The organism is Pseudomonas sp. Rh2, assembly GCF_040762985.1.
Taxonomy (GTDB): Bacteria; Pseudomonadota; Gammaproteobacteria; order Pseudomonadales; family Pseudomonadaceae; genus Aquipseudomonas; species Aquipseudomonas taiwanensis.
Genome location: NZ_CP142890.1, coordinates 1,655,251 through 1,677,825, shown reverse-complemented (window position 1 = coordinate 1,677,825; position 22,575 = coordinate 1,655,251). Strand labels below are relative to the sequence as shown.

Here is a 22,575-nt window from a genome sequence, read left to right as displayed (position 1 = left end):
CGGAAAACTTGATAGCCGTGCTCGTCCCTGGGTTTTCCGGTAGCATTGGGGCTTGAGTTCGACCCGCCTGGAATCCCCAATGTCCGATCGCCTGACCCTCCTGCGCCCCGACGACTGGCACATCCATCTGCGCGATGGTGCCGTCCTGCCCCATACCGTTGGCGACGTGGCGCGCACTTTCGCCCGCGCTATCATCATGCCCAACCTGGTTCCGCCGGTACGCAACGCCGTCGAGGCGGGCGCCTACCGTGAGCGCATCCTGGCCGCACGTCCGGCCGGCAGCCGCTTCGAGCCACTGATGGTGCTGTACCTCACCGACCGCACCAGCCCCGAGGACATCCGCGCGGCCAAGGCCAGCGGCTTCGTTTACGCCGCCAAGCTATACCCCGCTGGCGCGACCACCAACTCCGATTCCGGCGTGACCAGCATCGACAACATCTTCCCCGCCATCGAGGCGCTGGCTGAAGTTGGCATGCCTCTGCTGGTACACGGTGAGGTGACCCGTAGCGAGATCGATGTATTCGACCGCGAGAAGCGCTTCATCGACGAGCACATGCGCCGCGTCGTCGAACGTTTCCCGACCCTGAAGGTGGTGTTCGAACACATCACCACCAGCGATGCCGCGCAGTTCGTCACCGAGGCTCCGGCCAACGTCGGCGCCACCATCACCGCGCAGCACCTGCTGTACAACCGTAACCACATGCTGGTCGGCGGTATTCGCCCGCACTTCTACTGCCTGCCGATCCTCAAGCGCAACACCCACCAGGTCGCCTTGCTGGACGCCGCCACCAGCGGCAATCCGAAGTTCTTCCTCGGCACCGACTCGGCACCTCATGCCAAGCATGCCAAGGAAGCTGCCTGCGGCTGCGCCGGTTGCTACACCGCCTATGCGGCCATCGAGATGTACGCCGAGGCTTTCGAGCAGCGTAACGCGCTCGACAAGCTGGAAGGCTTCGCCAGCCTGCATGGCCCGGCCTTCTATGGGCTGCCAGCGAATACCGACACCATTACCCTGGTCCGTGAGGAATGGACCGCCCCGGACAGCCTGCCTTTTGGCGAGCAGACCGTGGTTCCGCTGCGCGCCGGTGAAAAGCTGCGCTGGCGCCTGCTGGAGGACAACGCGTGAGCGAAGACCTCTACGAAGACGACCAGGACGGTCAGGTCAGCGGCGGCCCACGTCATCCGATGGCCGAACGCTTCCGTGGCTACCTGCCCGTGGTGGTGGATGTCGAGACCGGTGGCTTCAACAGCGCCACCGACGCGTTGCTGGAAATCGCCGCTGTCACCATCGGCATGGACGAGAAAGGCTTCCTCTTCCCCGAGCACACCTATTTTCACCGCGTGGAGCCCTTTGAAGGCGCCAACATCGAGCCGGCGGCCCTGGAGTTCACTGGCATCAAGCTGGACCACCCGCTGCGCATGGCGGTCAGCGAGGACAGCGCGCTGACGGACATTTTCCGAGGCGTGCGCAAGGCGCTCAAGGCTAACGGCTGCAAACGGGCGATCCTGGTCGGGCACAACAGCAGCTTCGACCTGGGCTTCCTCAACGCTGCCGTGGCGCGCAACGACATCAAGCGCAATCCATTCCACCCGTTCTCCAGCTTCGACACGGCCACCCTGGCGGGCCTGGCCTATGGTCAGACCGTGCTGGCACGTGCCTGCCAGAGCGCTGACATCGACTTCGACGGCCGTGAAGCGCACTCGGCGCGTTACGACACCGAGAAGACGGCCGAGCTGTTCTGCGGCATCGTCAACCGCTGGAAGGAAATGGGCGGCTGGCGGGATTTCAACGATTGAGTCGAATGCCAGGGTCGTTTCCACACCCAGTGTGGGAGCGACCTTGTGTCGCGAGCGCACGGCACTCCCGAAAAGTGCAGCAAAAAAAACCGGCCACTTAGGCCGGTTTTTTCATGCACGCGGCAATTACAGCTTGCCAGCGTTCTCGCTCAGGTAGGCAGCAACGCCTTCCGGCGAAGCGGTCATGCCCTGGTCGCCTTTTTTCCAGTTGGCAGGGCAGACTTCGCCGTGCTCTTCGTGGAATTGCAGAGCGTCGACCAGACGCAGCAGTTCGTCCATGTTGCGGCCCAGTGGCAGGTCGTTGACGATCTGCGAACGAACCACACCGTTGGTGTCGATCAGGAAGGCGCCACGGAAGGCCACGCCGCCTTCGGACTCGACGTCGTAGGCTTTGCAGATTTCGTGAGTGATGTCAGCGGCCAGGGTGTACTTGACTTGACCGATACCGCCGCTGTTCACCGGGGTGTTACGCCAGGCGTTGTGGGTGAAGTGCGAGTCGATCGACACGCCGATCACTTCAACGTTACGTGCCTGGAAGTCAGGAATGCGGTTGTCCAGGGCGATCAGCTCGGACGGGCAGACGAAGGTGAAGTCCAGCGGGTAGAAGAACACCAGGCCGTACTTGCCCTTGATGGCCGAAGCCAGGTTGAAGCTGTCGACGATCTCGCCGTTGCCCAGTACGGCGGGGACGGTGAAGTCGGGGGCTTTTTTACCAACGAGTACGCTCATTGCTATCTCCTGATGAGGGTGAAGAATCGTTTGCCGGTGCAAGGCTGGCTTGCCCGACATCCAACAAAGGCCGTCCATCATACACGGCTTGCGGTGACAGTCCGAATCCAACCGCCGGTCGCTCAAGCGCGCACCTTTCCGAAAGTCCTTTGACAAGCATTCTCATTAACATTAAGCTCCCCCCATCGACCCAACCAGCGATGGTCAGCCTCTATGTATGTGTGTCTTTGTGTCGGCGTTACCGACGGACAGATCCGCGATGCGATCTATGAAGGATGCTGCAGCTACAAGGAAGTGCGAACCGCGACCAACGTCGCCAGCCAATGTGGCAAATGCGCTTGCCTAGCCAAACAGGTCGTCCGTGAGACCCTGACCGAAATCCAGGCAAGCCAACACGCCGCCCTGCCCTACCCCGTTGAATTTACCGCTGCCTGATTTGCCCGAATTCGAAGAACCGGACCTTGCGTCCGGTTTTTTTATGCCCGCAATTCAATAAGTTAGCGCTCTAACGCGGTTCACAAACATTCTTATTCCTATTAATTTTTATTTATTATTCAATAACTTAGGTTTGACAGCCCCCGGCATCAGGCTCAAACTTCGCAGTATTGGCACACTTCTACAGGGCAGGAACCCGACATGAAAGGCGACGTAAGCGTCATCCAGCATCTCAACAAGATCCTCGGAAACGAGCTGGTCGCAATCAACCAGTACTTCCTGCACGCGCGCATGTACGAAGATTGGGGTCTGAACAAGCTCGGCAAGCACGAGTACAAAGAATCCATCGACGAGATGAAGCATGCAGACAAGCTGATCAAGCGGATTCTCTTCCTCGAAGGCATCCCCAACGTCCAGGACCTCGGCAAGCTGCTGATCGGCGAACACACCAAGGAAATGCTCGAGTGCGACCTGAAGATCGAGCAGAAAGGTCTTATCGACCTGAAGGCAGCCATCGCTCATTGCGAAACGGCCGGCGACTTCGGTTCGCGCGATCTGCTTGAAGACATCCTCGAAGCCGAGGAAGAACACATCGACTGGCTGGAAACTCAGCTGGGCCTGATCGACAAGATCGGCATCGAGAACTACCTGCAATCGCAGATGGGCGAAGAATAAATTTCTACCCCCATAAAAAAACCCGCATCAAGCGGGTTTTTTTATGCCTGGGAGCAATCAGGCTTCGGAAGCCTTGGCCTTGGCAGCCGCGTCCTTGATCAGGGTCTGCAGCTCACCCTTTTCGAACATTTCCAGCATGATGTCGCTACCGCCGACCAGCTCGCCGGCCACCCACAGTTGCGGGAAGGTTGGCCAGTTGGCGTATTTAGGCAGGTTGGCGCGGATTTCCGGGTTCTGCAGGATGTCGACGTAGGCGAACTTCTCGCCGCAACCCATCACAGCCTGCGAGGCACGCGCAGAGAAGCCACACTGCGGGGCATTCGGCGAGCCTTTCATGTAAAGCAGAATGGTGTTGTTGGCAATCTGCTCTTTGATCGTTTCGATGATATCCATGTAGCACCTCGGCTGAACTTTCCGACACGGTCGTCGGCACGGTGACGCATTGTAACGGAAAGCCGAGCGGCGTGCTCGGCCTTACCATTGCTCAAGCGGCCTCCACTTGTACCGGCACGCCATTGAGAGCTGCGTTACCCGAAACCTGATCGCGCAAATGCTCGTCGGTCAGGTCGTTGGCGCTGACCCCGGGTTGTCCATGGGCGATCTGCAGTTGCACGCCCTGGCGGCCATGGCCATAGCCATGGGGCAGGCTGACGACGCCCGGCATCATGTCCTCGCAGGCCAGTACTTCGACTTCGAGCGTGCCGGTGCGCGATCGGATACGCACACGCTGCCCACTCTCCAACTGCCGCTGCTGCAGGTCCTCTGGGTGCATCAGCAAATGATGGCGTGGCTTGCCTTTGACCAGGCGCTGGTAATTGTGCATCCACGAGTTGTTGCTGCGGACATGGCGCCGCCCGATCAGCAGCAGCTCCCCCGCCGGTGGCGGCGCTTGCAAGGCAAGCCGGTGCAAATCGTCCAGCAACACCTGGGGCGCCGCCTCGACGGCCTGGCTCTCGGTGCGCAGGCGCGTCCCAAGGTTGGCCCGCAGCGGCCCCAGGTCCAGGCCATGGGGGTACTCCAAAAGCGCGTCCAAAGAAAGCCCCCAGGACGACGCCTCGCCATAGCGCCCTTTGCGCAGCGCCATGTCGATCATCTGCGCCGGGGCAAGGGTCGGCTTGAGCTCCAGGCCTGCGCGTTCGGCGAAGGCGCGAGCCAGGCCGACAAAAATCTCCCAGTCATGCAGCGCCCCCTCTGGCTTGGGCAGGATCGCCCGGTTGAAGCGGGTGACGTTGCGCACTGCCAGTAGGTTGAAGGTGGTGTCGTAGTGATCATTTTCCAGCGCCGAGGTCGATGGCAGGATCAGATCGGCATGGCGGGTGGTCTCGTTGATGTAAAGGTCGATGCTAAGCATGAACTCGAGCCTGTCCAGCGCCGAATCCAGCTGTCGGCCATTGGGCGTGGACAGCACCGGGTTGCCAGCTACGGTTATCAACGCCCGGATCTGTCCCTCCCCAGGCGTGAGCATTTCCTCGGCCAACGCCGCCACCGGCAACTCTCCGCCATACTCAGGCAGGCCCGATACGCGACTCTGCCATGCATTGAAGTGACCGCCCGAGGTGCTGGCCACCAGATCGACCGCAGGCTCGGTACACAACGCCCCTCCGACACGGTCGAGGTTGCCGGTGACCAGGTTGATCAATTGCACCAGCCAATGGCAGAGACTGCCGAAGGCCTGGGTCGATACGCCCATGCGGCCATAGCACACGGCCGTGTCCGCAGCGGCGAAATCACGCGCCAGTTGGCGGATGTCAGTGGCAGGGATGCCACAGACGGCGCTCATCTTCTCTGCGGTGAAGGGTGAGATCGCTTCAATGACCTGTTCCAAACCATTGACCGGCAGATGCGAGCCCCGGGCCAACCCTTCATCGAACAAAGTGTTGAGCAAGCCGCACAACAACGCGGCGTCGCCACCGGGGCGCACGAACAGATGACGATCCGCCATGGCGGCCGTCTCGCTACGCCGAGGGTCGACCACCACCAGCCTTCCCCCTGGCGCGCAGCGTCTTCAGACGTTTTTCCACATCCGGCACGGTCATGATGCTGCCGTTCGATGCCAACGGGTTGCCACCCAGGATCAGCATGAAGTCTGTGTGGTCGATGTCCGGGATCGGCAGGAGCAAGCCGTGGCCGTACATCAAGTGGCTGGTGAGGTGCTGTGGAAGCTGGTCCACCGAGGTGGCGGAATAGCGGTTGCGGGTCTTGAGCAAGCCCAGGAAGTAGTTGCTGTGGGTCATCAACCCATAGTTGTGCACGCTGGGGTTGCCTTGGTAGACCGCCACGGCGTTACGACCATGGGCCTGCTGCACCGACCAGAGCTTGTCCGCGGCAAGGGCGAAGGCCTCCTGCCAACTGATCGGCTGCCAACGGTCGCCGATGCGCCGATGAGGCACGCGCAACCGGTCGGGGTCGTCCTGGATGTCCTGCAGCGCCACCGCCTTGGGGCAGATATGACCCCGGCTGAATGGGTCTTGGGCGTCGCCCTTGATCGAACTGATTCGCGCCCGCCCGTCGGCCTCATGGCTAATTTCGATGCTCAGGCCGCAAATGGCCTCGCACAGGTGACAGGCACGGTGATGCAGGGTCTTGGTCATGGCCGCCTCTGCCTTGTAGTTGTCCAGGCACGACTATGCGCCCAGCCCGAGCCGGCGGCCAGCGCGCTTCGTCCCATGAATCCCCCGACATCAAGCGCACGATTCGCGACATCCATTTGCCAAATTGCCAGCAAGCCGTGTACAACCTGTGTAGCAAATAAAAAACAGCACAGGCTCAGCGGGTTACGACACCCTTTGCAACAGAGCTGCTGTTCTCCCTCTTGGTTTCAGGCGACATTTAATTATAGTATTGCGCCTTTCCCTATTTCGTCCGCCCCGTGCGGCTTACGCCGCAGGTCACTCCCGTTGTCAAAAAAACCATACGGTCGACCTGCATACCGTTGCAGATAAGGTAGTCAATCATGAGCGCTAGGCACTTTCTCTCCCTGATGGATTTCACAGCTGACGAATTGCTCGGCGTGATCCGTCGAGGCATCGAGCTGAAGGACCTGCGTAACCGAGGCGTGCTGTTCGAACCGCTGAAAAACCGCGTGCTGGGGATGATCTTCGAGAAGTCCTCGACCCGTACCCGCCTGTCGTTCGAAGCCGGCATGATCCAGCTTGGCGGCCAGGCCATCTTCCTGTCGCCGCGTGATACCCAGCTGGGCCGTGGCGAACCGATCGCCGACAGCGCCATCGTCATGTCGCGCATGCTCGATGCGGTGATGATCCGTACCCATGCCCACAGCACCCTCACCGAGTTCGCCGCCAACTCCCGTGTTCCGGTGATCAACGGTCTGTCAGATGAATCGCACCCGTGCCAGCTGCTGGCCGACATGCAAACTTTCCTTGAGCACCGTGGCGCGATCCAGGGTAAGACCGTGGCCTGGGTCGGCGATGGTTTCAACATGTGCAACTCCTACATCGAGGCTGCAGTGCAGTTCGATTTCCAACTGCGTATCGCCTGCCCGGAAGGCTACGAGCCCGAGCAGCGTTTCCTCGACCTGGGCGGCGACCGCATACAGATCGTCCGCGATCCGAAGGAAGCGGTGCGTGGCGCGCACCTGGTGACCACCGATGTCTGGACTTCCATGGGGCAGGAGGAGGAAACTGCACGGCGCCTGGCGCATTTCGCGCCTTACCAGGTCACCCGCGAACTGCTCGACCTGGCGGCACCCGATGTCCTCTTCATGCACTGCCTGCCTGCCCACCGTGGCGAGGAAATCAGCCAGGACCTGCTCGACGACCCTCGTTCGGTCGCCTGGGACGAAGCTGAAAACCGGCTGCATGCACAGAAGGCGCTTCTCGAATTCCTTGTAGAACCGGCTTACCACCACGCATGAGTCAACCCCTACTGCTCAACCTGCGCGACCTCGCCTGCGGCTATGGCGAGCAGCGCATCGTTCAAAACCTCAACCTGCACCTGAACGCAGGCGACATCGGTTGCCTGCTGGGTTCATCCGGTTGCGGCAAGACCACCACCTTGCGCGCCATCGCCGGCTTCGAGCCGGTCCATGAAGGCGAGATCCAGTTGGCTGGCGAGGTCATATCCCGTGCTGGGTTCACCCTGGCACCCGAGAAACGCCGCATTGGCATGGTGTTCCAGGACTACGCCCTGTTCCCACACCTGACCGTGGCGCAGAACATCGCTTTCGGCATTGCCAAGCACCCGCGCCAGGGCGACGTGATCGAGGAGATGCTCGATCTGGTCAAGCTGGGCGGCCTGGGCGGTCGTTACCCCCATGAGCTGTCCGGTGGCCAGCAACAGCGTGTAGCCTTGGCGCGCGCCCTGGCACCCGAGCCTCAGCTATTGCTGCTCGACGAACCTTTCTCCAACCTCGACGTGGAATTGCGTCGCCGGTTGAGCCACGAGGTCCGTGACATTCTCAAGAGCCGTGGTACCAGCGCCATTCTGGTCACCCACGACCAGGAAGAAGCCTTTGCCGTCAGTGACCACGTAGGCGTGTTCAAGGAAGGCCGCCTGGAGCAGTGGGATACACCGTACAACCTTTACCACGAACCGCAGACCCCGTTCGTGGCCAGCTTCATTGGCCAGGGCTATTTCATCCGTGGCCAGATGAGTAGCCATGAGTCGGTCAACACCGAATTGGGCGAGCTGCGTGGCAATCGGGCCTACACCATGGCCGTAGGCAGCTCGGTAGACGTGCTGCTGCGTCCTGACGATATCGTGCCGGACCCGGACAGCGAGCTGCGCGCCAATATCGTCGGCAAGAGTTTCCTGGGCGCTTCGACCCTGTACCGTCTGCAACTGCCCACGGGCAGCCAGCTCGAGGCGATCTTCCCCAGCCATATCGATCATCAGGTCGGCCAGGATGTCGGCATTGCCGTGAAGGCAGACCACCTGGTGCTCTTCGCGGTACCTGGTAGCGTGGCGGCGCAGCTGCTGCGTCAGGAAAACGGGGTTCGCCGGTACAGTTCCGCAACCTGATTTCACAGCCTGGAAGGGCCGCCTTGCGGCCCATCACCTGCGATCCTCCGGCACGCCCGAGCGGACCACGCCGCCCGCCAGGGAACCAGCCCAGCTTCAGCCTCGACCAATCCCAGCGAACTTGCCCTGGGTATGCTCGGCCAACACTGCCGCCGCCAACTCCACCTCGAGCCCCCGCCGCCCGGCGCTGACATGAATGCTTGGGAACTGCTGCGCGGATTCGTCGATGAATGTGCGCAACCGCTTCTTCTGCCCGAGAGGGCTGATACCGCCGACCAGGTAGCCGGTAGCGCGCTGGGCCACCGCCGGGTCGGCCATCTCGCACTTCTTCACCCCCGCCGCTTGGGCCAGGGCCTTCAAGTCCAGGGTACCGACCACCGGCACCACGGCCACCAGCAATTCCCCCTTCTCACTGCTGGCCAATAGGGTCTTGAACACCTGCTGCGGGTCGAGCCCCAGCTTCTCGGCGGCTTCAAGCCCGTAAGAGGCTGATTTGGGGTCATGTTCATAACTGTGCACACGATGTTCGGCACGCACTTTTTTAAGCAAGTCGAGGGCGGGGGTCATGCAGCACTCCGGTCTGGGACAGGTCGGCGGCTACTTTAGGATAAATCCCACAAGCCAGCCAGCGCAGAGCGGACGCGCCTCTCTAGCATGCGGAGTCACGCCTGTAATAGTCGGCCAATTCGTGACTGACCGTTCACTTTCGACCTTTGACATCAGCGTTTCTTGTCTATATTTTTTCGTTTGTGAATAAATGGTGCACTTATAAGGTGCATTTTCCTGTACCCGCCCGTCGTCAATGGGGATAGACGCCGGGCTTTGCTGTCGAGCGCCAAGCGCCTCACAACAAAAAAAACGAGGTCATACATGACGACTGCTCTTCGCGAACCCACACTGTCCAGCCAATGCCTGGCCGAATTCCTCGGAACGGCGCTACTCATCTTCTTCGGCACTGGCTGCGTTGCAGCCCTGAAAGTCGCGGGCGCCAGCTTCGGGCTCTGGGAAATCAGCATCATCTGGGGCGTCGGCGTGAGCATGGCGATCTACCTCACCGCCGGTATTTCCGGTGCGCACCTGAACCCGGCCGTGAGCATCGCCCTCACCCTGTTCGCCGCCTTCGACAAACGCAAGTTGCCGTTCTACATGCTCGCCCAGGTGTGCGGCGCGTTCTGTGGTGCGGCGCTGGTGTATACCCTCTACAGCAACCTGTTCTTCGATTTCGAACAGGCTCACGCAATGTTGCGTGGCAGCCAGGCCAGTCTTGAACTGGCGTCGGTGTTCTCGACCTACCCGCATCCTTCGCTGTCCATCGGCCAGGCCTTTCTGGTCGAAGTGGTGATCACCGCCATCCTGATGGCCGTGATCATGGCCCTGACCGACGACAACAACGGCCTGCCCCGTGGCGCCATGGCCCCACTGCTGATCGGCCTGCTGATTGCCGTGATCGGCAGTGCCATGGGCCCACTGACCGGTTTCGCGATGAACCCAGCCCGTGATTTCGGGCCCAAGCTGATGACCTTCCTGGCCGGCTGGGGCGAAATCGCCTTCACTGGCGGACGTGACATCCCTTATTTCCTGGTTCCGGTATTCGCCCCGATCTTCGGTGCTTGCCTGGGCGCTGCGCTGTACCGTGGCCTGATCGCCCGCAACCTGCCAGCGGCGCAAACCGTGACCTCGGAGACAAACGACAATCCCCAGGGCGATACTCAAGTCAACTGATACCGGCGCCGCGCGATTTCGCCCGCCCGAGCCCTGACCTAACCCATTTGCAAGGCCTACGACCATGACAGACACCCAGGATAAGAACTACATCATCGCCCTGGACCAGGGCACTACCAGTTCGCGGGCTATCATTTTCGACCGCGATGCCAACGTGGTCGGCACCTCACAGCGAGAGTTCGCCCAACACTACCCGCAAGCCGGGTGGGTCGAGCACGACCCCATGGAAATCTTCGCCACCCAGAGCGCGACCATGGTCGAGGCACTGGCACAGGCTGGAATCAGCCATGCGCAGGTCGCCGCACTGGGCATCACCAACCAGCGTGAAACCACGGTGGTCTGGGACAAGGAAACCGGTCGCCCGGTTTACAACGCCATCGTCTGGCAGTGCCGCCGCAGCACTGAAATCTGTGCCCAGCTCAAGCGTGATGGCCATGAAACGTACATTCGCGACACCACAGGCCTGGTGACCGACCCGTACTTCTCCGGCACTAAACTGAAGTGGATTCTGGACAATGTCGAAGGCGTCCGCGAACGGGCCGAGCGTGGCGAACTGTTGTTCGGTACCGTCGACACCTGGCTGATCTGGAAATTCTCCGGTGGCAAGGTGCACGTCACCGACTACACCAACGCCTCGCGCACCCTGATGTTCAACATCCACACGCTGCAGTGGGACGACAAACTGCTGGATATTCTCGGCATCCCGCGCCAAATGCTGCCTGAGGTACGTCCTTCTTCGGAGGTCTACGGCCAGACCAAGAGCGGTATCGCCATCGCCGGTATCGCCGGTGACCAGCAATCGGCGCTGTTCGGCCAGATGTGCGTGGAGCCGGGCCAAGCGAAGAATACCTATGGCACCGGTTGCTTCCTGCTGATGAACACTGGCAGCCAGGCCGTCAAGTCGTCCCATGGCCTGCTGACCACCATCGCCTGTGGGCCGAAAGGTGAAGTGGCCTACGCGCTGGAGGGCGCCGTGTTCAATGGCGGCTCCACCGTGCAGTGGCTGCGTGACGAGTTGAAGATCGTCAACGATGCGCTGGATACCGAGTACTTCGCCAGCAAGGTCAAGGACAGCAACGGCGTTTACCTGGTACCCGCATTCACAGGCCTGGGCGCCCCGTACTGGGACCCTTACGCCCGCGGCGCGCTGTTCGGCCTGACCCGTGGCGTGAAAGTCGACCACATCATTCGTGCCGCACTCGAGTCGATCGCGTACCAGACCCGCGATGTGCTCGACGCCATGCAGCAGGATTGCGGCCAGCGCCTTTCCGAGCTGCGCGTGGACGGCGGTGCAGTGGCCAACAACTTCCTGATGCAGTTCCAGGCAGACATCCTCGGCACCTGCGTCGAACGTCCGAAAATGCGCGAAACCACCGCGCTCGGCGCTGCCTACCTAGCAGGGCTGGCATGTGGTTTCTGGAGTGGTCTGGACGAGTTGCGCGACAAGGCCATCATCGAGCGCGAGTTCAGCCCTCAGCTTGACGAGACGCAGAAAGAGACGCTGTACGCAGGGTGGAAAAAAGCGGTCGAGCGCACCCGTGACTGGGAAGACCACGACGCCTGATCGCAGCAGAGAACGCTGCAGCGCAGCCATCGCCGGCAAGCCGACGCCTACAGAAAACGCACGCACGCCTGTAGACGTCGGCTTACCGTCGATGAGCCGTAACGTGCAGCCACTGGCCGTCATCCCCTTCCTACGGCATCATTGCAGAATTTGTCCGGCAGCCCATAAGGACCGCCCATGAATCTGCCCCCTCGCCAACAACAAATTCTCGAGCTGGTACGCGAACGTGGCTATGTCAGCATCGAGGAAATGGCGCAGTTGTACGTCGTGACCCCGCAAACCATCCGTCGCGACATCAACCAGCTCGCCGAGCTCAACCTGCTGCGCCGCTATCACGGTGGAGCGGCCTACGATTCGAGCGTCGAGAACACCGCCTACGCCATGCGCGCCGACCAGATGCGCGACGAGAAGCAACGCATCGCCGAAGCTGTGGCGCGGCAGATTCCCGACCATGCGTCCTTGTTCATCAACATCGGCACCACGACCGAATCCATCGCCCGGGCACTGCTGAACCACAATCACCTGAAGGTGATCACCAACAACCTGCATGTGGCGGCAATCCTGGCTGCCAAGGACGATTTCGAGGTGCTGGTCGCCGGCGGTACGGTGCGTCGCGATGGCGGCGTGGTGGGCCAGGCCAGCGTCGATTTCATCAACCAGTTCAAGGTCGACTTTGCTCTGGTCGGTATCAGCGGCATCGATGAAGACGGCAGCCTGCTGGACTTCGACTACCAGGAAGTGCGCGTCTCGCAGGCGATAATCGCCAACGCCCGCCAAGTCATCCTCGCCGCCGACTCCAGCAAGTTCGGGCGCAATGCCATGGTTCGCCTGGGCTCGATAAGCCTGGTCGATTGCCTGGTGACCGACCAGGCGCCCTCCCCCGCGCTGACCCAACTGCTCAACCAATACAAGATTCGCCTAGACGTGGTCTGAGCCGTGCAGGGTCGCCCAGCGGCCCTGCATTTTCGAAATTGTTCACTTACTGTCATCTGATCAGTTTTTTCTATAAAGACTGACTGGCGACCGGCGTTGTGTTGCGCTAGTATTTTCGGAAACGAACATTAATGTTCATATTCGATGTGAGCAGCTTCAGGAGGCCTTGCCCGTGTCCCAACCCGTTCCGTCCCAGCCCGCACTCGCCGACTGCTATGACCTCGCCGTGATCGGCGGCGGCATCAATGGCGTAGGCATTGCTGCCGACGCCGCCGGGCGCGGCCTCAAGGTGTTCCTTTGCGAGAAGGACGACTTGGCCCAACACACCTCCTCGGCTAGCAGCAAGCTGATTCACGGCGGCCTGCGCTACCTGGAACACTACGAGTTCCGGCTGGTGCGTGAGGCACTGGCCGAACGCGAGGTCCTGCTGGCCAAGGCCCCACACATCGTCAAACCAATGCGCTTCGTGCTGCCCCACCGTCCGCACCTGCGCCCGGCCTGGATGATCCGCGCCGGCCTGTTCCTGTATGACCACCTGGGCAAACGCAAGCGCCTGGGCGCCTCGCGCAGCCTGCGCTTCGGACCTGGCTACCCGCTCAAACCCTCCATCACCCGTGGTTTCGAATACGCCGATTGCGCCGTGGACGACGCTCGCCTGGTGGTGCTCAACGCCATGACTGCGCGCGAGAACGGCGCACACATCCGCACCCGCACCCGCTGCCTGCGCGCCGAGCGTATCGACGGCGTGTGGGAAGTCGAGCTGCAACACGCCGACGGCAGCCAGCAGACCCTCCGCGCTCGCGCCCTGGTCAACGCCGCCGGGCCGTGGGTAGCCAGTTTCATCAAGAATGACCTCAAGCTGGATGCCCCGTACGGCATCCGCCTGATCCAGGGCAGCCATCTGATCGTGCCGCGGCTGTACGAAGGTGAACATGCCTACATCCTGCAGAACGAAGATCAGCGCATCGTGTTCTGCATCCCTTATCTCGACCGCTTTACCCTGATCGGCACCACCGACCGCGAGTACAGCGGCGACCCGGCCAAGGTTGCCATTACCGAGCAGGAAACCGACTACCTGCTCAATGTGGTCAACCAGCACTTCAATCATCAGCTTAGCCGCGCCGACATCCTGCATACCTACTCGGGCGTGCGCCCGCTGTGCAACGATGAATCGGACAATCCGTCGGCGGTCACCCGCGACTACACCCTGGCATTGTCCTGCGCCGAAGGCCAGGCGCCACTGCTGTCGGTGTTCGGCGGCAAGCTGACCACTTACCGCAAGCTGGCCGAGTCGGCCATGGCCGAACTCAAGCCATTCTTCAGCCAGATGCGCGGCAGCTGGACCGCCAGCGGGCCGTTGCCTGGTGGCGAGCAGATGACCAGCGTGCAAGCACTGGTCGATGCCCTACTCGCCCGCCATGGCTGGTTGCCAGTGGATATCGCCAAACGCTGGGCAGTGACCTATGGCAGCCGCACCTGGCAATTGCTGGAAGGGGTAACAGGGCCGGATGACCTGGGCCAGGCGATCGGCGGCGGGTTGTTCGGTCGAGAAGTCGATTACCTGCGCAGCCAGGAATGGGCTGTGGACGCCGAGGACATTCTGTGGCGTCGAACCAAACTTGGCCTGTTCACCACGCAGGCCGAGCAACACGCGCTCGCCGACTACCTACGCAAGACTGAACGTCCAGACGCTACCCAAGCGGCATGAACCCCAGCGCCCCCTTGTCAGCGCCGAGCGCTGCAAGGGGGCTTCACAGGCACATCAAACAGGCCAACGTGCAATGGCCTGCTCTGTCAGGCGTTGGACAAGCACCCGCTCTTGCACTTGCAGGTCGACCTTGAGCTCTTCGCAGCGTTCCAGGTAAGTTTGCTCGTCGATCGCACCGCTTTCCACCTGCGTCTCCAATAGCTCTAGCGCCGCCCGCCTGGCATCCACCTGCTCCCTGAAACTGCGGTAATAGGTGGCGCGCAGGAATTCTTGCCAAAACGACTGATCGGCCAAGGCGCGCGACAGCGTCTCGTTGTTTTCCAGCGAAAGCACTTCAGCCCTGGCGACGTTGATGTCCTCGGCGGTCACTAATGATTCGGACTCATAGTGCATACGGACAGGCTGTCCCGGTAGCTGGAGCGGGCCTGCCAAGCGAGTTCGGTACGCAAGATAGGTTTCGATATCGTCGATGCGTTCCAGGACGTCCGGTTCGTTTGCGTACGTAAGGCGCAGTCGCTCGAGCTTACGGGCGGCAATTCTGTTGACTTCCTGCAGCCTGAACAGTGAACGCCCCAGTTTGATCAGGGCCGACTCACTCTGAATCTGCGACAGTCCCGCCGTCTGCCGATGCACCAGGACGCGTACTTCCATTTCACTGAACAGCCACAGCAAGCGATCTTCGCAGGTCGCCACGCCACCGGCCTGCTCAAACAACACTTCCCGCAGCTCGCTGTCCTGCTCGCAGGCCTCGATAATGTTCCAAGCCCGCGCCCGATAATACGCGGGGTGCTTGAGGTAGTCCGGCGAACGCGAGAAATCGCCCAGGAAGTTGAAGAAATCATCCGCCCCCGGCTCGTTGCGAAGGTTGCTCCACAGCACCTCGCGCTCGGTTCGTTGCGCACCGGCCGAACCAACCAACCATTCGGACAACTCGGCCTGACGAACCAGATGGTGCCGGTAATAAGGATTGTGCGCGACGACTTGTTCTGGAGAGGCAGGGGTGCGCAACTCATTCAGGTAACGTTCGCTGGGGGCATCAAGCGGGTTGTCGTGCAGCGCCATTTGCTGCACACGCATGCGCATTCCATGCACCTCCTGACGCACCTGGCGGATCTGGTTCTCCCGCAGGTCGACAATCCCCTGCCAAGGCAGTTGCTGAATCTGCGCCGGCACATCGGCTATCTGGGCAGCACGCAGCCCTACTTGGCGAACATTCAGCAACCGCCGGACCTCAGGCACGCTGCCCAGCGGATTGAAACCGATTTCCAACCGCTCCAGGTTGAGCAAGGCGTTCAGGCGCTGACTGTCTGCCGGCGTCAGGACGATATGATTATGGTCCAGGCGCAACAGGCGGAGCTCGGTCAACCGCTCGATACCTGCCGGAACCGCGAGCAAGCGATTGTGGCGCAGGTCGAGCTCCCTGAGATTGGGGAAGTGACCGAGGAAGTCAGCGCCGACTTCCGTCAGCTCCATGTTTCGCAGCGCCAGGCGTGAAACATGCTCGAACATGATCCCAAGGGGCAATTCAGGCAACTCGCTCAACCGCTCGCCCCGGACTTCCAATGCATAAGTACCATCGCCTCGCCGCCCCAGTTTACGACGCCAGCAGCGCCGAATCGTGTTGGCCACCCTGCTGCGTCGCAACAAGTCGAGCATCGAACCATACTCGGCTCGCCAATTGACCAGCGCCTGGCGCAGAGCCGTCCACTGGCCGTGCAACGACTGATAGTGGGTCCAGGGGTCGACGCCATCGGAAATCAGACCCAGCAGGTATTGCTGCAACTCCACGTCGTCGATGGTCGGAAATATCTGCCTAATGCCGCGCCTGCTGGCCTGGCCGCGACTCCCACCGCGACCGCTGAGCTGGTAGCCGAGGCGACCGTCGGCGAAGCGAACGGGCGGCCTGACTCCGGCACTGATATCCGCCAGCCCGATGAGCTTGGCAGCCAGGTCGCGGCGCTCCCGGGCGCAGCCTGCCAGAATGTCGACCAGTTGCTGTTCGTTGAGCGAGGCATCGCCCAACACGCTTTTCTGGCTTTCATCCATGCTCAGCAACAATGCGTGCATGAAGCTGTCGGTGCTTGATCCGGCAACGTGCGGATGGAGGGACCGATCCTGCACGCTGTAACCGTTTTCGTCGCTGATGATGCTGATGACGTCCTCTGCCGTATCGGCACCCACGTGGCTCAGCAGTGGTCCTTCGGAAAAGAATGCCCGCAACTCGACACGGAGCGACGCAGGCCATGGCGCCAGTTCATGGACCAAGCCAAGCGCCAGTTTTTCGCTGTCGGCGTTGAGGGCCTGGGGTTGTCGGAGCCCGGCACAGGCTCGATCAAGGCGGCTGTCGCGGATGAACCAGCGTACCCTTTCCGCCACGGCCAAAGGCACACGCCCGGTCGATGCAAGCTGCTCCAGATCCTGTCCATCGGCTTGCCGGCGAATTTCCTTCGCGCCTCGCACCGACAACCCGGGAAAGTCTCGACGCAATACCCGGTCCTCCACCTCCTCTGCGTCCTGGGCCTGGGCAATCAGTAACTCGAACACTTCGTCCGCCACCTTCGGATACAAGGTGTGCAACCGGTGGCGTTCCAGCGCATCCTGAAGCCGCGCAGGTGCAGGCGCGTTTTCCACATGCAAGCGGCGCAGCTGCGCCTCATCGAAGCCGGTGCAGTCGATCAGCGCCCTTGCTTGTTCGTCGCTCAAGTCGATGAAGTTAGCGGCCAACCTTCGCAACAGGTGCACTTCACCGGCCCATTCCTGAGGCTGCTCCAGGGAATGGCGCCAGCCCCCACTGCCATTGCGTTCGATCTGCGGCCGATAGGCGCTGGCACGCGTCGGATGCTTGATCACCAGACCCTGTTTATCCTCGGCATGCGCAAGTTCAAAGGCGTGCTCTGGCCAGGGCAACGGCTCCGGTGGCTGACCGGCGAGGTGCGCTTGCTTTGCCTCGACCCGGTAGGGCTGCATGTCGCCCGAGCAGAGTTTCAGGCGCTTGGCACCCGACCAGACCGGCACCAATTCATCGACGAAAGCCACGCGTTTGACCACCTGAGCCGCTGCCGAGACGCCAACACCAATCGCTGCGCCGACCACCAGGTTTTCCGCCACTGCGAACAGATGCCCCATGGCCGCTTCACGGTCACCCAACTTCCAGTCCTGGTAGCCTTCGTACACTTCATCGGCCATCTGTACAGCCGCAACGCCCAGCATGACCTCTCCCAGCACCGGTACGAACAGGCCAGCCAGACCCAGAAGGGTCAGGCCGGTACTCTCGTAGGCGGCCAGCCGAGCGCTTCGCGTCGCGGCGTCTTCATCGCCGGTGGGAACCGCGAGGACTCTGGCATCGTCGAGAATCTTTTCGATGCGCTGGGCGCGTAGATAGGCAAAGATGGGCTGGTCGATTGGCAGGTTCCGGCCATCCAACTGCAGCGCGACACCTTTTGCGGTATCGGCATGCAGACGGCGTAGGCTCGCCGAGAACACCATGCGATCGCGTTCCGTGATGAATCGCATGAAAAACTGCGCATAGCTCGACTCGCGCAAGCGCAGTCCAAAGAGCTGGTATACCGCTTCCCAGTTTCGGCATGACTGCACAGCCCTGACAGGATCGCCCGGTACCCAGACGATGAGGTTTCTCAGGGCGCCGCCGTCGCTATCCCGCGCTTCGACGACGACCACACCTCGTACCCGTTTGCCTAGCAACAGCAGCTGACGCATCCCGAGCACGCGGGTATCGGCCGGTACGATTGCCTTGGGCGAAAACACCCTGAGCATCTGCAGATAGCTGCGCTCGTCGAGCTGCCCCTGGAGGGTGGCAAGCCGCACGGCTGCTTCCATGGCTGTCCGCTGGGCCTCTTCCAGCACACGCTCAACCGCCTGTCGAGCTTGCCCCGAAGCATCACCTTCAGCATCCGCGGGCAACAGCAGCTCACGCAGGGCAGCTTGATAGCGACCGCCCAGATCCAGCTCACGGCACAGCCTGGCGAACTGCACGAACGAAATAGGCAACGCAGCGCCAGTGTGAGTTTCCAGCCTTCGTCGAATGCGAGACCGGTGCTGCAATTCGTCCTCGGCAAAATTATGCAGCGCCGCAGCCAGTAAAGGCAGCGAGCCCATCCTTACGACCCTTTCCACCGGAACGTGGGGAAATACGAAAGCCACCGTCTTGCGTACGACCGTGGACAGTTTCGCGGTTCTGGCGTTAACCCGCACGCCATGCTTCCTGAGAATGGCCTTCTCCAGCAGGGGCGCGCAGAAATCCGCCAGGTCAGGAACACGGCCCAACAAAAGCCTGACCTGTTCGGCGCTATGCTGCTCACTGATCAAGGCCGCTCGCAGGGATCGCAGCGCCTCGACGGAGGCATTCTTCGCCCAGGCCGGCAACTGCGCGGCAATCAGGGTATCGATGGAGTGGGACGCTCCTTCATCTTCTATCAAGGGGGTCATGTCTGCTTCCTCGGTTAAAAGGAAACAAGAAACCCCCGTCCGTCATACCCAAGGTGTTAATTAGTTAGTTCTAGTCACCTGAGGCTAAACGCACGTTCGGATTACCGAACACTAATTCGCCGCGCGTTCGGAAGTCCGTACATTGGCGTTCCTGCAACAGGCCCCGAAACGTGCAATGGCTTGAATTTTCGGGGCTTGTACACAAGAACAACAGCTTGGCACGAGTCATGCTCTACACTTGGTAGCCGAATGCACACCAACTTGATGATGTATTCGTTGAACGAAGAGTCCGCCAACGGCTCCATAAAAAAAACAAACACGTCGAGGAAAATTTGATGCGTATCGTTCGTCAATTGCTGGGCGCCGCCATCGCGGCTGCAGTCATCGCTTCGCCTGTCATGGCCGAGGAGCTGACCGGCACCCTGAAGAAGATCAAGGACTCGGGCACCATCACCCTGGGTCACCGCGACTCGTCGATTCCGTTTTCCTACCTGGCTGGCAAGCCGGAACCCGTGGGTTACTCCCACGACATCCAACTGGCTGTCGTCGAGGCCCTGAAAAAACAGCTGGGCACCGACATCAAGGTCCGCTACAACCTCGTCACTTCCCAAACCCGTATCCCGCTGGTGCAGAACGGCACCGTCGACCTGGAGTGCGGTTCCACCACCAACAACGTCGAGCGCCAGCAGCAAGTTGGCTTCTCGGTGGGCATCTTCGAAGTCGGCACTCGCCTTCTGACCAAGGTCAAGGACGGTCAACCGGCATACAAGGACTTCCCTGACCTGGCCGGCAAGAACGTGGTGACCACCGCCGGTACTACCTCCGAACGCCTCCTCAAGGCGATGAACGCCGACAAGCAGATGAAGATGAACGTGATTTCCGCCAAGGACCACGGTGAAGCCTTCAACATGCTCGAAAGCGGCCGCGCCGTGGCCTTCATGATGGACGACGCTCTGCTGGCCGGTGAAATGGCCAAGGCTCGCAAGCCGACCGACTGGGTCATCACCGGCACGCCACAGTCGTTCGAAATCTACGGCTGCATGGTGCGCAAGGATGACGCCGCGTTCAAGAAAGCGGTCGACGATGCCATCGTGGCTTACTTCAAGTCGGGCGAAGTCAACAAGAGCTACGACAAGTGGTTCCAGCAGCCGATCCCGCCAAAAGGCCTGAACCTGCAGTTCCCGATGAGCGACGAGCTGAAGAAACTGATCGCCGAGCCGACCGACAAGGCGGCGGACGAGAAGAAGTCCTGATCCCCGGTTAGTGGCCCGCCGCACTTTTGCCGTGCGGGCCACCGTTAAGTGTCTACCCTTTCATCCGAGGGCGTTCAACGCCCTTGGATGCTCGAAGGTGCCCGTGAAACAACCGTCTGAGGGGAAATCCCGATGAATTACAACTGGGACTGGGGCGTATTCTTCAAGTCCACCGGCGTGGGCAGCGAAACCTATCTGGACTGGTACATCACCGGCCTGGGCTGGACCATCGCCATCGCCATCTCCGCCTGGATCATCGCATTGCTGCTGGGCTCGGTGCTCGGCGTCATGCGTACCGTGCCGAACCGCCTGGTATCCGGCATCGCCACCGCCTATGTGGAGCTGTTCCGCAACGTGCCGCTGCTGGTGCAGCTGTTCATCTGGTACTTCCTGGTACCGGACCTGCTGCCTGAAGGCCTGCAGGAATGGTTCAAGCAAGACCTCAACCCGACCACTTCGGCGCTGATCAGCGTGGTCATCTGCCTGGGCCTGTTCACCGCCGCGCGTGTCTGCGAGCAGGTACGTACCGGCATCCAGGCGCTGCCGCGTGGCCAGGAGGCCGCCGCTCGCGCCATGGGCTTCAGCCTGCCGCAGATCTACAACAACGTGCTGCTGCCCCAGGCTTACCGGATCATCATTCCGCCGCTCACCTCCGAGTTCCTCAACGTATTCAAGAACTCGTCGGTGGCATCGCTGATCGGCCTGATGGAGCTGCTGGCGCAGACCAAGCAGACCGCCGAGTTTTCCGCCAACCTGTTCGAGGCGTTCACCCTGGCCACCCTGATCTACTTCACCTTGAACATGGGCTTGATGCTGCTGATGCGCATGGTCGAGAAGAAAGTCGCGGTGCCTGGCCTGATTTCCGTGGGAGGCAAGTAAATGGACATGGATTTCAGCGAAATCATCCCGGCCCTGCCTGCCCTCTGGGAAGGCATGCTGATGACCCTCAAGCTGATGGTCATGGGCGTGGTCGGCGGTATCGTGCTCGGTACCATCCTGGCCTTGATGCGCCTGTCGTCGAACAAGCTGCTCTCGAACCTGGCTGGCGCCTACGTCAACTACTTCCGCTCGATCCCGCTGCTGCTGGTGATCACCTGGTTCTACCTGGCGGTACCGTTCGTGCTGCGCTGGATCACCGGCGAGGACACCCCGGTGGGTGCCTTCACCTCCTGCGTGGTCGCGTTCATGATGTTCGAGGCCGCCTATTTCTGCGAGATCGTGCGGGCCGGCGTGCAGTCGATCTCCAAGGGCCAGATGGGCGCCGCGCAAGCATTGGGCATGACCTATGGCCAGACCATGCGCCTGATCATCCTGCCCCAGGCGTTTCGCAAGATGACCCCGCTGCTGCTGCAACAGAGCATCATCCTGTTCCAGGACACCTCGCTTGTGTACACCGTGGGTCTGGTCGACTTCCTCAACTCGGCACGCTCCAACGGCGACATCATCGGGCGCTCCCATGAGTTCCTGATCTTCGCCGGTGTCGTGTACTTCCTCATCAGCTTCTCCGCTTCGTGGCTGGTCAAGCGCCTGCAAAAAAGGATCACCGTATGATTTCCATCAAGAACGTCAACAAGTGGTACGGGGACTTCCAGGTGCTGACCGACTGCAGCACCGAGGTCAAGAAAGGTGAAGTGGTGGTGGTCTGCGGCCCGTCGGGCTCGGGCAAATCCACCCTGATCAAGTGCGTCAACGCCCTTGAGCCGTTCCAGAAAGGAGACATCGTGGTCGACGGCACCTCCATCGCCGACCCGAAAACCAACCTGCCGAAACTGCGCTCGCGGGTGGGCATGGTGTTCCAGCACTTCGAGCTGTTCCCGCATCTGACCATCACCGAGAACCTGACCATCGCCCAGCGCAAGGTGCTTGGCCGCAGCGAAGCCGAAGCCACCAAGAAAGGCCTGGCGCTGCTCGACCGAGTAGGTCTGGGCGCACACGCCAAGAAGCACCCTGGCCAGTTGTCCGGTGGCCAGCAGCAGCGTGTGGCGATCGCCCGTGCGCTGTCGATGGACCCGATCGTCATGCTGTTCGACGAACCGACCTCGGCACTGGACCCTGAAATGGTCAACGAAGTGCTCGACGTCATGGTCGAACTGGCTCACGAAGGCATGACCATGATGTGCGTCACCCACGAAATGGGCTTCGCTCGCAAGGTAGCCAACCGGGTGATCTTCATGGACAAGGGCAGCATCATCGAGGACTGCCAGAAGGAAGACTTCTTCGGCGACCCAGGCGCCCGCCACGAACGGACTCAGCACTTCCTCAGCAAGATCCTGCAACACTGATCCTGCGCCAAACAAGCCGGCCTGCACCGCTGCCTCCGGGCAGCGGGTGCT

The 22,575-nt window shown here is 61.1% G+C and carries 18 protein-coding genes and 1 pseudogene; 14 read left to right on the top strand and 5 right to left on the bottom strand.

Annotated features, from left to right (window positions below; genetic code table 11):
* Window positions 1-79 precede the first annotated feature (79 nt).
* Both pyrC and rnt read left to right on the top strand, forming a co-directional pair.
* Window positions 80-1,126, top strand: coding sequence for a dihydroorotase (gene pyrC, locus VXM67_RS07555; protein WP_027907472.1), 1,047 nt, complete (start codon window positions 80-82; stop codon window positions 1,124-1,126).
* Window positions 1,123-1,797, top strand: coding sequence for a ribonuclease T (gene rnt, locus VXM67_RS07550; RefSeq protein ID WP_027907471.1), 675 nt, complete (start codon window positions 1,123-1,125; stop codon window positions 1,795-1,797). Before pyrC ends, rnt begins: the two co-directional genes overlap by 4 nt.
* A gap of 126 nt (window positions 1,798-1,923) precedes the next feature.
* Here rnt and VXM67_RS07545 read toward each other — a convergent pair whose 3' ends face one another.
* Window positions 1,924-2,526 carry a peroxiredoxin gene (locus VXM67_RS07545; protein ID WP_023379026.1) on the bottom strand — a complete coding sequence of 201 codons (603 nt, stop codon included), beginning with the start codon at window positions 2,524-2,526 and terminating at the stop codon, window positions 1,924-1,926.
* Window positions 2,527-2,739: 213 nt separating this feature from the next.
* Between VXM67_RS07545 and VXM67_RS07540 the strand changes: the two genes are divergently transcribed.
* Together VXM67_RS07540 and bfr are read left to right on the top strand one after the other, a co-directional pair.
* Entirely contained in the window at window positions 2,740-2,961 is a 222-nt protein-coding gene (locus VXM67_RS07540; RefSeq protein ID WP_023379025.1) for a bacterioferritin-associated ferredoxin, read from the top strand.
* Between the two features lie 201 nt (window positions 2,962-3,162).
* The gene (gene bfr, locus VXM67_RS07535; RefSeq protein ID WP_023379024.1) at window positions 3,163-3,636 is read left to right on the top strand and encodes a bacterioferritin; all 474 of its coding nucleotides are present in this window, start codon (window positions 3,163-3,165) and stop codon (window positions 3,634-3,636) included.
* 57 nt (window positions 3,637-3,693) lie between these two features.
* Here bfr and grxD read toward each other — a convergent pair whose 3' ends face one another.
* Both grxD and VXM67_RS07525 read right to left on the bottom strand, forming a co-directional pair.
* Window positions 3,694-4,029, bottom strand: a complete 336-nt coding sequence (gene grxD, locus VXM67_RS07530; RefSeq protein ID WP_010952251.1) for a Grx4 family monothiol glutaredoxin — start codon at window positions 4,027-4,029, stop codon at window positions 3,694-3,696.
* Between the two features lie 91 nt (window positions 4,030-4,120).
* Window positions 4,121-6,227 (bottom strand): annotated as a pseudogene (locus VXM67_RS07525) (molybdopterin oxidoreductase family protein).
* Between the two features lie 362 nt (window positions 6,228-6,589).
* Between VXM67_RS07525 and argF the strand changes: the two are divergent.
* Entirely contained in the window at window positions 6,590-7,510 is a 921-nt protein-coding gene (gene argF, locus VXM67_RS07520; protein WP_023379022.1) for an ornithine carbamoyltransferase, read from the top strand.
* Window positions 7,507-8,616 (top strand): ABC transporter ATP-binding protein, encoded by a 1,110-nt coding sequence (locus tag VXM67_RS07515; RefSeq protein WP_104882106.1) that lies wholly within the window; start codon window positions 7,507-7,509, stop codon window positions 8,614-8,616. The genes argF and VXM67_RS07515 overlap by 4 nt, the downstream gene beginning before the upstream one ends.
* A 96-nt stretch (window positions 8,617-8,712) precedes the next feature.
* Here VXM67_RS07515 and ybaK read toward each other — a convergent pair whose 3' ends face one another.
* Window positions 8,713-9,183, bottom strand: coding sequence for a Cys-tRNA(Pro) deacylase (ybaK, locus tag VXM67_RS07510; protein WP_023379020.1), 471 nt, complete (start codon window positions 9,181-9,183; stop codon window positions 8,713-8,715).
* Window positions 9,184-9,486: 303 nt separating this feature from the next.
* On the opposite strand from ybaK, the gene VXM67_RS07505 reads away from it, so the two are divergent.
* The 4 genes from VXM67_RS07505 to glpD all read left to right on the top strand — a co-directional run bounded on the left by VXM67_RS07505 (window position 9,487) and on the right by glpD (window position 14,543).
* Window positions 9,487-10,338, top strand: coding sequence for an MIP/aquaporin family protein (locus VXM67_RS07505; protein ID WP_023379019.1), 852 nt, complete (start codon window positions 9,487-9,489; stop codon window positions 10,336-10,338).
* A 64-nt stretch (window positions 10,339-10,402) separates the two neighbouring features.
* Window positions 10,403-11,902, top strand: coding sequence for a glycerol kinase GlpK (glpK, locus tag VXM67_RS07500; protein ID WP_023379018.1), 1,500 nt, complete (start codon window positions 10,403-10,405; stop codon window positions 11,900-11,902).
* A gap of 177 nt (window positions 11,903-12,079) precedes the next feature.
* A complete protein-coding gene (gene glpR, locus VXM67_RS07495) occupies window positions 12,080-12,835 on the top strand; it encodes a DNA-binding transcriptional repressor GlpR (protein ID WP_023379017.1) in 756 nt (251 codons plus the stop codon).
* A 172-nt stretch (window positions 12,836-13,007) separates the two neighbouring features.
* Complete coding sequence (glpD, locus tag VXM67_RS07490; protein ID WP_367237579.1) at window positions 13,008-14,543, top strand: glycerol-3-phosphate dehydrogenase; 1,536 nt, start codon at window positions 13,008-13,010, stop codon at window positions 14,541-14,543.
* A 54-nt stretch (window positions 14,544-14,597) separates the two neighbouring features.
* Here the strand turns inward: glpD and VXM67_RS07485 are convergent, their stop codons facing one another.
* The gene (locus VXM67_RS07485) at window positions 14,598-18,989 is read right to left on the bottom strand and encodes an NEL-type E3 ubiquitin ligase domain-containing protein (protein ID WP_367237578.1); all 4,392 of its coding nucleotides are present in this window, start codon (window positions 18,987-18,989) and stop codon (window positions 14,598-14,600) included.
* Window positions 18,990-19,324: 335 nt separating this feature from the next.
* Here VXM67_RS07485 and VXM67_RS07480 point away from each other — a divergent pair, with 335 nt between their 5' ends.
* The 4 genes from VXM67_RS07480 (at window position 19,325) to VXM67_RS07465 (ending at window position 22,524) form a co-directional block, all read left to right on the top strand.
* Complete coding sequence (locus tag VXM67_RS07480; RefSeq protein ID WP_023379012.1) at window positions 19,325-20,242, top strand: glutamate/aspartate ABC transporter substrate-binding protein; 918 nt, start codon at window positions 19,325-19,327, stop codon at window positions 20,240-20,242.
* Between the two features lie 132 nt (window positions 20,243-20,374).
* Window positions 20,375-21,121 (top strand): amino acid ABC transporter permease, encoded by a 747-nt coding sequence (locus VXM67_RS07475; protein WP_023379010.1) that lies wholly within the window; start codon window positions 20,375-20,377, stop codon window positions 21,119-21,121.
* On the top strand, window positions 21,122-21,793 hold the full coding sequence (locus tag VXM67_RS07470; RefSeq protein ID WP_023379008.1) for an ABC transporter permease subunit: 672 nt from the start codon (window positions 21,122-21,124) through the stop codon (window positions 21,791-21,793). It abuts the gene before it with no gap.
* A complete protein-coding gene (locus VXM67_RS07465; RefSeq protein ID WP_023379007.1) occupies window positions 21,790-22,524 on the top strand; it encodes an amino acid ABC transporter ATP-binding protein in 735 nt (244 codons plus the stop codon). The genes VXM67_RS07470 and VXM67_RS07465 overlap by 4 nt, the downstream gene beginning before the upstream one ends.
* Window positions 22,525-22,575 lie beyond the last annotated feature (51 nt).